Consider the following 11600-nt stretch of genomic DNA (forward strand, 5'->3'; position numbering starts at 1 on the left):
TGACATGGGTGCCAGTTTAGAGGGTTAGTTGCCTTTCTTTAAAATGAGTTGCGACACGCACTCCACATGTGCAGAGTGTATGTGGCAACACATGAGATGTTTGGTGAGTTTACTTTTTTACTTTGTTAACAATCCAGGAAGAAACTGTTGAATTTCCTTAAAATTTAGTCCGAAATTACTTAGAAGGAATAATCACACTACAATCTCAAAGATTTATAATAATTTTGAAAATTCCTTCTGAATTAGTGAGCAAATCTTACATTTTACGAAGTTCTTCTAGCATCTCTTGATCTTGAAAACCCACCTCACAAATCATAGAGCTCCGCCTCTTAATTGGCCCCAATTTTCAAGTGACAAAAAGCCTTCTGAGCCATACGTAGTATATCCCATATATTCTTTCCCGGCAATTTGACTTAATCCCTCGATTATTGCCAACTTACTCCTTGTAGGTGCTCTATTCTATATCTTCATCGTTAATAAACATGGAGGATTGAACTACCAGAGGAAAGCCTGCCCATTACAAAAAAAATGCAGTTTAGGAAATCAGGGATGGTTCTGTTCCCTCTAAAGTAAGAGAAGAACGAAATCGCTCTGCGATGCTCTTTAAGAGCTTCCAAAAAAAGGCATAAAAAATGAAAAAGTATGTTCTTTTTGTGGTATTGTTTAATCGCAAGACCAAACAATCCATAGAAGATATACTTTTTCTTATTAATATAAGACCACACAAATTATTAAGCCTATATAGACATAACTTTAAACACTCAGGTAGAGCTCCACTTTTGAAAGTTGATTACACATTACCTTATAATCAGGAGGCTTTTCATGAAAGATTATGATCAAAAACTTGAAATGACCATCCGAATACCTCTCCATACAACTTCTTTGCCTGTTCAATGTCAGTCACATGAATTTCGAAATGAACTAATCTTCCCATGATTTCCTTCTAATAAGATTACATGGATGATGACAGCTTTTCAATTTGAGCCAAAGTCTAATATATTACCTCACCAGAAATATATACAATTTTTTGAAAAATATTATTTTAACTATAGAGTAAAGGAGAAACTCTATTAAATTGTAATAACATTACCTTTTTCTGCTGCTTCAATAATACCTAAAATTACTTTTAGCGAAACTAGTGCATCTTTGCCTGTAACAAGTGGCGATTGATCTAGGCGAACACATTCAACAAATGCATCGATGACACCGCTATTAGTTTGGTTATCATTTGTTTGGATTCTTTCTAGTTTATATTTAACCTTTTCCCCATTTTTGCACATTATTTCTAATTGATAGTTGTCACTATGATAAATCTTCACAATACCTTTTTCACAATAAATAATGGTACTATTGTCTTCTTCTCCGTAATAGGTCCAAGAAAAGGAAGCTGTACCCAAACGACCATTTTTCGTTTTTAAACTACATACGATGTTATCGCATACTTCAATGGGTTCACCATGTTCATTAACTTTGTCAAGAGCGCCTTGAAAAGCACTAACTTGCTCGATTTCATCATCTAATAAGTAATGTAGTAGATCGACCTTATGAATCCCTAAATCTCCTGCCACTCCAAGACTTGAGCGTTCCTTTTTAAAGAACCATGTAGAATTTGATTTATCGACACCCCATTGTTCCGGTCCAGAGTGTCCAAATGTTGTTCGAAAGGTAAGTACTTTTCCAAGCTCTTCATTTTTTATAATTTCCTTAGCCTTTTGATGGGCCTTAGTAAATCGCTGGTTATGATCAACCATTAGTTTTTTTCCAGATTTTTTTTGAGCTTCGATAATTTCCTCTGCGTGTTTAACTGTTAAAGAAATCGGCTTTTCACATAAAACATGCTTTCCGCTTAGTAATGCCTTTGTAGAAAAGATATGATGAAACTCGTTCGAAGAGCAGTCACTTATTACATCAACCGTTGGATCCGCAAGTAACTTTTCTACTGTTTGAGCTACACTACCACCAAACTGGTTAGCAAGTTCGGTGGCTCGGTCTAGATTCCGATCGTAAAAAATGATTTCATCCACATAGGGATTAGCTTTGTATTCGGGTGCGTGGCGTAATTTAGTGATCGAGCCACAACCAATAATTCCTACTTTTAAACCCAAAGGATTCCCCCCTATTCTCTCTTTTGGAATACTACTGCAATGATGATAATTAATCCCTTAACGAACCCTTGGAGGTGTGGAGAAACATTCATTAAGTTCATCATGTTATTCAGAATACCTAAGATTAGCACACCAAAAAATGTACCCATAATCTTACCACGGCCACCCGTCATTCTTGTACCACCAATGATAACCGCAGCAATCGCATCTAATTCATATTGAACTCCTGAACTTGAAGAAGAAATCGAGTTTAATCGAGATGTTTCAATGATAGCTGCAACACTCACAAGTAATCCTACCAAGCTATAGACACCAATTTTTACGCGGTCTACTCGGATTGCTGAAAGAAGCGCTGCTTTTTCATTACTGCCAAGAGCATATACATAACGTCCGAAGCGAGTCTTATGCATTAAAATGTAAACAAGGGCTGTCATAACAAAGAAAATAATGACAGGATAATCAAAAATCCATAAATCACTATTAGCAATAGCAGTGAAACTAGAAACTTCCCCTGAAATACTTCCACCTTCTGCAATATATAAGGCAATGGATCGCGCGGCAGCCATCATCCCCAAGGTAGCAATAAACGAAGCAATTCTTCCTTTCGCAACCATTAATCCATTTAAAAATCCTGCGAATGAACCGACTACGAAAGCAGTTAATACCGCAACCAAAATACTGCCAGTTGCATTTAGGGCTAAAACGGTTATGACACCGACTAATACGAGTACTGATCCAACCGATAAGTCAATGCCGCCAGAAAGCATAACAACGGTCATACCTAAAGCGACAATTCCAATAATCGAAACTTGCATTAATATATTTAGTTGGTTATTGATATCTAGAAATCTAGGACTTAATATCGATGCTGCAACAAAAATAATTAAGAAGGCAATAATGACGCTATACTCCGACCATAGCCAAGAGAGGCGACTTTTTGTAGTTGAGGTTTGCTGATTAGGTTGTTTCATTGTATTAACATTAGCCAATTTTTTCGGCCTCCCTTTTTGAGCCAGTTGCATAACTCATAATTTTATCTTCTGTTGCTTCTTCTCCCTTTAATCGGGCTGTGATTTCCCCTTGGTACATGACATAGATGTGATGACAAATCTTTTGTACTTCTGGTGCCTCTGAAGATAAGATAATAACGGCTTTCCCTTGTTCTGCTAATGAGACAATTTGCTGATAAATCTCTTGCTTCGCTCCAACATCAATCCCCTGTGTTGGATTATCAAAAATAATAATATCCGTATCTACCTCAAGCCATTTAGCAATAATAACTTTCTGTTGGTTTCCTCCGCTTAACTTATCGATTGTTATACGCGGGTTGTGAACTTTAATGTTCAGCCTATCCTTATAATATTGGAATTTCTCCTTTTCTTGCCTTTCCTGGATAAAACCAGACTTTTCAAAATGTCCGATGGACGATAAACTCATATTATGAATCACGCTTAAATCTTTTATGATTGCATTTTCTTTCCGATCCTTCGGAACAAGTGCCAAGCCTGCTTCTATCGCTTTTCGTGGATGATCTATCTTTACCAGCTTGTTATTAATTTTAATTTCACCAGTGTATTTTTTTCGATAACCAAATAAGCTTTCAAAAAGCTCTGTTCTGCCATCCCCAGCCAAGCCAGTAAAACCTAATATTTCACCTTTTCGTAGGGTAAAGTTAATATTTTTATATAATCCTTGACTCGTTAAGTTATTTACTTCTAAAACAAGGGGTCCAAAGGAATGCTTTTGAACTAATCTATCTTGAGAAATAGATTTACCTACCATTAACTTGGTAATCGTATCTAAATCCTCATGATCAATACTGCCAGTCCCAACAAGTTCTCCATCACGTAACACCGTATAACGGTCGCAAATTTCCTTGATTTCCTTTAACTTATGAGAAATATAAATAATCGACACGCCTGATTTCTTTAAGTTCTTCATTAATTCAAATAAACGTTTAACTTCATGTTCCGCTAACGATGTTGTAGGTTCGTCCATAATAATCAGTTTAGATTTATGTAGCAACGCCTTTGATATTTCAATTAATTGTTTATAAGAGGTTTCTAGATTTCTGACGTATTCCTTAGGGTTGATATCAACACCAAGCTTTGCTAATATTTCATTCGTTTGTATGCACATCTCTTCTACTTTTAAGAATCCCAATTTACTTCGAAGTTCTGAACCTAAAAACATATTTTCATAGACTCTGAGATCAGATACCACATTAAGTTCTTGATGAATGAAGCTGACCCCTTGCTCCTGAGATACTCTTGGATTAGACATTCTTACTTCTTGGCCATTAATGTGAATGGAGCCATTATCGGGTTGATGAACGCCGCCTAAAATGTTCATCAGTGTAGATTTACCGGCACCATTTTCTCCTAACAATGCATGAATTTCGCCTTGCTGGACATTTAACGTTACTTTTTTCAGCACTGGTACCCCATTAAACGATTTTTCAATGTTGGTCATTGTCAAAAAAGGACTTGTAGTCATGGCGTTTTCATCCCTCCTTTTTAGGAAAAGAGGAGATACAATAACTGTATCTCCAATCATTGTATCTCCGAACAATTATTTAGAATTTTGATTCTGGATCATAGAACTCATCAACATTTTCTTTTGTAACTTGAGTAGCTTCTTTTACAACCATTGATTCTGCTGGATCATTACCTTTTGCAATGTCTGCTGCAATTTTAACTGCATCTTCAACCATTGTTGGAGAGTATAAGAATGTTGCTGTAATTAAGCCATCTGCTTGAATATCTTCAAATACAGCCTTTCCGCCGCCAGCACCTGTAACAAATTTAATATCGGTACGGCCAGCTTCTTTAATTGCTTGTAGTACACCTAGAGCCATTCCATCATCCTGTGTGAACACAGCATCGATATGTGGATGAGCTTGTAAAATATTTTGCATAACTTCTAACGATTTTTCAGTTGAGAAATCTCCACTTTGTGAAGCGATCACTTCAATGTCTGAACTTTCCATTGCTTCTTTAAAGCCTGCTCCACGTTGTTCAGTAACTGAACTTGGCGGTCCAGTAATTTCAACTACTTTTCCTTTTCCATTTAACTTTTCTACAAAGTATTTACCAGCATTGACGCCGATACCTTCATTGTCACCTTTTACAACTACAGTAGCTGCATCATTTTCAAGTTCACGATCAACAATAACTAAAGGAATCCCTGCATCTTTAACTTTTTGCCCTACTGGAGAAAGTGCTGCAGACTCAATTGGAAGCATAACGATAACATCCACATCTTGAGCGATTAAATCATCAACATCATTTGCTTGCTTATTTGGATCAGCAGCATTCGTCATCAAGTATTCAATGCCATCACTTTCTTTCAGTGCCTTTGCTTGCTTTTCAGCACTATCAATCAAAGCTCCCATCCAACCATGTGTAGCCGCTGGTAATGAAATACCAATTTTCAGCGTATCATCCTCTTCTCCACCTTTGGAACTTCCTGCATCATTACTACATGCAACCAAACTAAACATTGTTACTAAAGACAAAATTAAGACTAGAAATTTCTTCAAAACATTCACCCCTTTGTTTTTTTAAAAAGCTCTCCCTATATGTATTTGTAATCGATTACATCTAAGGTCAGCGTTCTACTATTAATTTCTTTTAATGGCAGAGCGCTGATCTTAGATGTATTATCCTGATGTGGACTCTCGTATCACTAATTCATGATCTAATATAATGCTTTCAACTTCTTCCCCTTTAATTTTATCAATCAACATCCTCGCTGCAATGGTTCCCATCTTATGCATCGGTTGGGCAACGGTTGTTAGAGTAGGGTTTGTCATATTTGAAAAATCAATTTTATCAAAACCTACTACTGCTATATCGTTAGGTACGTGCAAACTAGAGGCATTTATTTCTTTGAGCGCCCCAATGGCTAAAAGGTCAGATACAGCAAATACTGCAGTTGGTCGGTCTTGTAAATTCAAGATCTTTTTCATTGCCTGCTGCCCATTTTCAAATCCTAAGTGTTGGGTAGGAATGATATATTCATTTTTTAAAGAAATTCCATTCTCTTCCAACGCACGTTTGTAACCCATTTTCCGTTGTCGAGCATATAAATATTTTTCATCCGAATTCATTAGGGCTATTTTTTTGTGGCCAATTTGAATCAGATGCTTAACTGCCCGGTAAGAGGCTTCTTCGTTATCAATGGTTACATAAGGAATCCCGCTGCATTCTTCATACTCACTACATTGAATAATCGCATAATCTTCTGCAAGCTTTTTCAGTGTTTCAACATTGACAGTAGGATCCATTGAAATAATTCCATCTGCCATCTTTTTACGAACTAAATCGAAGTAAATATTCTCTTTCTCATTGTTGGAATCGGTTTCACACAAGAGAATACTATAATTTTGACTAATCGCAACCTTTTCAATTCCTTTAATAATTTCTAAATAAAAAGGGTTCGAGATGGTTGGAATTAAAATCAAAAGAAGCCGACTTTCTGAATTTCTTAGATTTCTCCCTAACAAACTAGGTTCATAATTTAATTTTTTAATAGCAACTTCGACTTTCATTCTTGTTTTTATAGATACGGTATTTTGACCGTTAAGTACTCTTGATACTGTTGCAACAGAAACTCCCGCTTGTTTAGCAACCTGCTGGATGTTTGCCATTTCACTGTCCTACTTTCTTTGAATTCATAGTACATATTTTTGAAATCGATTACATTTTTATAGTAATATGTTCCAAATTTTCTGTCAATACAAATTTTTCAATAAAATAAAATGGTTGATTTAATTGACTAATTCTAATATCTTAAAAATGTAATGGATTACATTTTTCAAGATTCAGATAATAAACTGTAAGGGGTGTACTTCAATTGAGATTAGGTGTCTGTCTTTACCGTATTATTTTCCGATAAAAGTTTGGAAGACATGTTAATCTATGTTTCTTCAAAAGGGATTGAAGCCATTGAATTAGGCACAGGGGGATATCCCGGTGATTTCCACTGTAATGAGGATGAATTATTAAATGTTGAATGAGTCCATAGGAGCTAATTACCCTAACATGATACAATTAAACCTTCACTCTAAATAATAGAAATAGCCATGGATGCATTTTTTGCATCTATGGCTAGGCTATTTTATCTTAAAACTATCAGCGAAACGCACTCAACGTGTGCCGTATGCGGGAACATGTCCACTGGTTGGATATATTTTACTTCATATTTCGCGCTTAAGTTCTGAATGTCCTTAGCCAAAGTTGAAGGATTACATGAGATGTATATCAACTTTTTTGGTTCTGCCTGAAGGATGGTTTGGATGAGCTGCCCCTCTAGGCCGGTTCTAGGTGGATCGACTACAATGACATCGGGCTTCCAACCCTTTTTGACCCATTTAGGAAGGACCTCTTCTGCCTTTCCAGGTACGTATTTAGTATTAGTAATTCCGTGGCGCTTTGCGTTTTTCTTCGCATCCTCAATCGATTCTGTGATGACGTCCATCCCACGGACTTCTCCCGCCTGGTCAGCAAGCCATAAGCCAATAGTTCCCACTCCACAATAGGCATCTAATACTTTTTCTTCGCCAGTCAGTGCTGCTGCTTTTTTCACTTCATTATAAAGCTTTACTGTCTGAACAGGATTTAACTGGAAGAAGGTCCTTGCTGAAAGCTCGAATTGTAAGTCTCCCAGTGTTTCTTGGATGAAATCTTCACCCGCTAATGGGAGCGTTTCTTCTCCAAAAATAAGGGACGTTTTTTGCCCATTTATGTTTTGGACAATTGATTTTACATGCGGAAGACGTTTTTGGATTTCCTGTATGATAGTGTCTACTTTTGGCAATTCCTTTTGTGTTGTTATCAGAACTATTTGCAACTCTCCAGTTTGGATGCCGACACGAGTGACAATGGTTCGAATAATACCTTTTCTAGATTTTTCATTATAAATGGGAATTTTTAATTCCTCTAAAATCCGCTTAACTTCAGATGTTGCTTCATTTGTTTGCGCGTGCTGCACAGCACATTCGTCAATATTAATCAATTGATGGGAATTAAGGCCATAAAGTCCGGCTAATACCTTGCCGTCGATTGCCTTGACTTGAAAACTGCTCTTGTTTCTGTATCCCCATGGGTCTTCCATACCAATTGTTTCACGGATGTCGAGCTTGTTGATGTCGACTTTCGTATGGCGCTCAAGTGATTGAATGATAATATCACGTTTTTCCTTAAGCTGTTGATCGTATTTCAAGTGCTGTAGTTGACATCCTCCACATTGATCATACACCGGGCAAAGCGGCAGGGCACGATGCGGGGATTTAATGCGGATTTTTTTGATTTTTGCCTCAGCAAATTTAGGGTTAATCTTGGTTGCCTCTACCACAACTTCTTCACCTGGAAGGGCTCCCGGCACAAAGACAACCTGTTTTTTAAAATAGCCTACGCCTTCCCCATTAATGCCGAGCCTTTTGATAGTCAGCGGAAAGGTTTGATTTAGTTCGATTTTGATATTTTGATCAGTTTTCATCTATTTCACTCCAAATTATTCCATAAATTCAAAGAACCCCAGTAACTGTTTCTTCATTACAGATAGTTTCATTTTAATTTTACCCCGTATTATAGCATGATTTACATAGAAAAACCGAATCTCCATGATTCGGCATTGATAACTATTGATAACTTACACCTTTCCCAAGTAGCTTCGTGTGATATTTGGTAATATTATTTGCCCATTGTGACTATACATTTCGAATAAGTTTGATAGGGCGGTTATAAAGAGGTCATACTCCACATCCGTCTTTTTCGGAGAATAGGAAGCGGACAAATATCTTCCCAAAAATCCTTCAAAATCTAATTCCAAGTCATTTCGAAAACTTTTAAAATCATAAATTCCATCTTTAAAAAATTGATGATAAACTTCCTGAGTTTCGTCCATCCCGCCGCTGAACCCCTTAAAATTCGGACAATACTTTTGGCAAATCTCTTTACTTTCCTTGTTTAAATCACTTGATGCATCTCGACTATTTCACACAAGCGCAACCTTTGCATCTGGTTTCAAAATCCGATTACATTCCAATTTGAATTTGTCTTTTTCGAACCAATGAAATGCTTGTGCCACCGTCACTAAATCAACACTTTTATCCTGCAAAGTGGTTTGTTCAGCCTCACCTTTTACCGAAATAAACCGGGCATTCTGTTTTAACGATTGTTCTGCTTTCTCTCTCATTTCATCGTTTGGTTCCACACCAATAACAGTTACGTTTCTTTCAAGTAATTGCCTGCTGAATATACCGGTCCCAGATCCAATATCCGCTATGATCGAATTCTCATTTAACTTAGTTGCTTCGAGTAAATATAGTATATATTCCTCCGGATAACCTGGGCGATATTTTGCATAGACTTCTGCCTTGTCGGTAAATTTTTCTGTTGATTTCATTATATCCCCCTCCCACTGGATAATATTGTATATTATAAAATGAATCATTAAAAGGCGAATTATTGAATAAATTCGCCTTTGCCTTTGATTATTTTTTCTTCGGAAACTTATCCAGGCTTTTGAACTTGTAGCCTTTTTTCTTTAAGTCCTGAATCGCCTTTTCAAGTGCATCGGCATTGTCTTTTGAAACAGTGTGTAATAGCAGTATACAACCGGGATGGATTTGTCTCATGATATTGTCGTAGGAATATTGCCAGCCTTTTTGCTGGTTCACATTCCAATCGACAAAGGCAAGGGACCAGAAAACATGTGTATAGCCCTCTTCTTTAGCAATTTGCATCGTTCGCTCGCTAAAGACTCCTTTTGGCGGGCGGAGATATTTCATTTCCTTTTGACCCGTTAATTCTTTCGTTTTAACGCGGACCTTTTCCAGCTCTTCACGTATCCTTTCGTCACTTACAGCTGTGAGGTCTGGATGATGCCACGAATGGTTACCAACAATATGCCCTTCTTTTACCATCCTTTTAACGATATCCTCTGCTGAGAGCAGGTAATGTCCAGTTACAAAAAATGTTGCAGGTACCTTTTCCTTTTTTAAAATATCAAGAATCTGAGGGGTATAACCTTGTTCATATCCGTTATCGAAGGTAAGGTAAAGTGTCTTTGAATTAGGGTTACTTTTATAAAAAGCCCCGTATTTTTCGATCAGCTGATCAAGCTCGGCCCCTGCTTCTGCTGGCTGTTCATTAACACCCTTTTTAAAGCCCCAATGGACCGGCTGATTGGAAACAGCCGCATATGTACTCTGAGGTATCAATACGAGCAGCATACTGAGGATGCATAATAATCTTTTCATCCATGTTCCCCCTATTTTTGTTTATATTATTGTTTGCTTTTAGGTGAAAAAACATGATTGGTGGAAAAAGGAAATGTTGGTTGGTGGTAGATTCGGCCTCTTTTTGTACCAGTTTGGGGAAGGTTTAATTTTGGTAGAAATGATGTGGTCGATCTCGAAGATGGCAAGAGAAGAAATTTCCGGATTTCAGGATTGCTAAATGAGGTTTTAATCAGCAAGAAGTAATCGTTAATACCATTAATGGATGCTTCTTTTGAAAATAAGAGACATTCAGGGCATATCCATTTTGACCTTCTATAATCCATGGGGACGTATAAACATCTTGGACATTGCACTCCTGTGATTAATTCGTCTTCTGTAATTTGAAAAAAATTAAGAATATCAATTTTTTGAGGAGTGTGTTGTTTTTTTAAAAGGTTAATCATTTGATTAAGATGCTTTTGATTTAACTTTTTTTCAGTATACTTTTCCTCTAATTCATCTACTTTTTTTAATAAATCATAAGCTCTGATGACTTTTTGCGCTGCTTCTTGATAACCTTGCTGGATAATAATTTCAGTTGATGGTTTACAAACTGTTATAAGATTTTCGATGGGGACAGGAGGTATTTTAAATTTTTCAAATAAATATCTTAATAAAATTTTATGTCGATTTACTTGGGCAACTGGATTTTCATAAACATCTCTATTGTCCCCATATTCATGAATCAATTGATTTATTTCGAAGCGTAACGTTCCAGAATGGTTTTTAGCATCAAGGATTAATATGAATTTATTTGAAAGTAGAAGCGTGTCAATTTGGAAGAAAGTATTACCTATGGGGAGGCGGAGCCCGTAAAAAATATGATATTTGTGTTCTGGAATTTGGTCCAGATAATATTTGATTGTTTTTTCTCCATTGTACCCGGATCTTAAAATTCTAATTTTGGCCTTTACATCCTGCATCTTTCTATGATTATCTGCTATCCGTCTTTCTAAAGTCTCAGCTTGTAGTAAAAAGGTGGGTGGGGTGAGTTCCATTTCAATCAAGATTTATTCCTCCTTTGTATTTAATAGTATATTTTCAATAGAAATCCTAATCCACCTCCACTTTTTCAGTAGTTGTTATGACATTTTTGTGTCTATTTTTGCTCCTAGGGAAGTTTCCCACAAAATTTAGAATAATATCTGGGAATCAGCCACAAAATCCGTATCTTTATTACATATTTTTTGGCACTTACTACATATTTT

Annotated in this window: 9 protein-coding genes and 2 pseudogenes; all 11 read right to left on the reverse strand. The window is 36.6% G+C overall.

Going from position 1 to position 11600, the window contains the following annotated elements; all coding sequences use genetic code 11:
• Window positions 1-312: 312 nt before the first annotated feature.
• The 11 genes and pseudogenes from J7E67_RS31935 to J7E67_RS23875 all read right to left on the reverse strand — a co-directional run bounded on the left by J7E67_RS31935 (window position 313) and on the right by J7E67_RS23875 (window position 11390).
• Entirely contained in the window at window positions 313-435 is a 123-nt protein-coding gene (locus J7E67_RS31935; RefSeq protein ID WP_285290573.1) for a hypothetical protein, read from the reverse strand.
• 409 nt (window positions 436-844) lie between these two features.
• Window positions 845-934, reverse strand: a pseudogene (locus J7E67_RS31510) (VOC family protein); the annotation flags it as partial.
• A gap of 136 nt (window positions 935-1070) precedes the next feature.
• A complete protein-coding gene (locus J7E67_RS23835) occupies window positions 1071-2105 on the reverse strand; it encodes a Gfo/Idh/MocA family protein (RefSeq protein ID WP_214732982.1) in 1035 nt (344 codons plus the stop codon).
• 11 nt (window positions 2106-2116) lie between these two features.
• Entirely contained in the window at window positions 2117-3094 is a 978-nt protein-coding gene (locus J7E67_RS23840; RefSeq protein WP_251026957.1) for an ABC transporter permease, read from the reverse strand.
• Window positions 3087-4601 carry a sugar ABC transporter ATP-binding protein gene (locus J7E67_RS23845; RefSeq protein ID WP_214715363.1) on the reverse strand — a complete coding sequence of 505 codons (1515 nt, stop codon included), beginning with the start codon at window positions 4599-4601 and terminating at the stop codon, window positions 3087-3089. Before J7E67_RS23845 ends, J7E67_RS23840 begins: the two co-directional genes overlap by 8 nt.
• Window positions 4602-4680: 79 nt before the next feature.
• Complete coding sequence (locus tag J7E67_RS23850; protein ID WP_214715362.1) at window positions 4681-5646, reverse strand: substrate-binding domain-containing protein; 966 nt, start codon at window positions 5644-5646, stop codon at window positions 4681-4683.
• A gap of 120 nt (window positions 5647-5766) precedes the next feature.
• The gene (locus J7E67_RS23855; protein ID WP_214732983.1) at window positions 5767-6756 is read right to left on the reverse strand and encodes a LacI family DNA-binding transcriptional regulator; all 990 of its coding nucleotides are present in this window, start codon (window positions 6754-6756) and stop codon (window positions 5767-5769) included.
• Window positions 6757-7226: 470 nt separating this feature from the next.
• Window positions 7227-8606, reverse strand: coding sequence for a 23S rRNA (uracil(1939)-C(5))-methyltransferase RlmD (gene rlmD, locus J7E67_RS23860; protein ID WP_214715360.1), 1380 nt, complete (start codon window positions 8604-8606; stop codon window positions 7227-7229).
• 153 nt (window positions 8607-8759) lie between these two features.
• Window positions 8760-9515: pseudogene (locus tag J7E67_RS23865) on the reverse strand (class I SAM-dependent methyltransferase).
• 88 nt (window positions 9516-9603) lie between these two features.
• Window positions 9604-10371: a delta-lactam-biosynthetic de-N-acetylase gene (pdaA, locus tag J7E67_RS23870; protein WP_214715357.1), complete on the reverse strand. Its 768-nt coding sequence runs from the start codon at window positions 10369-10371 to the stop codon at window positions 9604-9606.
• A gap of 26 nt (window positions 10372-10397) precedes the next feature.
• Window positions 10398-11390 carry a nuclease-related domain-containing protein gene (locus J7E67_RS23875; protein ID WP_251026960.1) on the reverse strand — a complete coding sequence of 331 codons (993 nt, stop codon included), beginning with the start codon at window positions 11388-11390 and terminating at the stop codon, window positions 10398-10400.
• Window positions 11391-11600: the final 210 nt, after the last annotated feature.

This window comes from Bacillus sp. ISL-46 (genome assembly GCF_018613205.1).

Coding starts and splice junctions, on each gene's coding strand:
- rlmD (WP_214715360.1), bottom strand. CDS start 8,606: ATGAAAACTGATCAAAATATCAAAATCGAACTAAATCAAACCTTTCCG.
- pdaA (WP_214715357.1), bottom strand. CDS start 10,371: ATGAAAAGATTATTATGCATCCTCAGTATGCTGCTCGTATTGATACCT.
- J7E67_RS23845 (WP_214715363.1), bottom strand. CDS start 4,601: ATGACTACAAGTCCTTTTTTGACAATGACCAACATTGAAAAATCGTTT.
- J7E67_RS23855 (WP_214732983.1), bottom strand. CDS start 6,756: ATGGCAAACATCCAGCAGGTTGCTAAACAAGCGGGAGTTTCTGTTGCA.
- J7E67_RS23875 (WP_251026960.1), bottom strand. CDS start 11,390: ATGGAACTCACCCCACCCACCTTTTTACTACAAGCTGAGACTTTAGAA.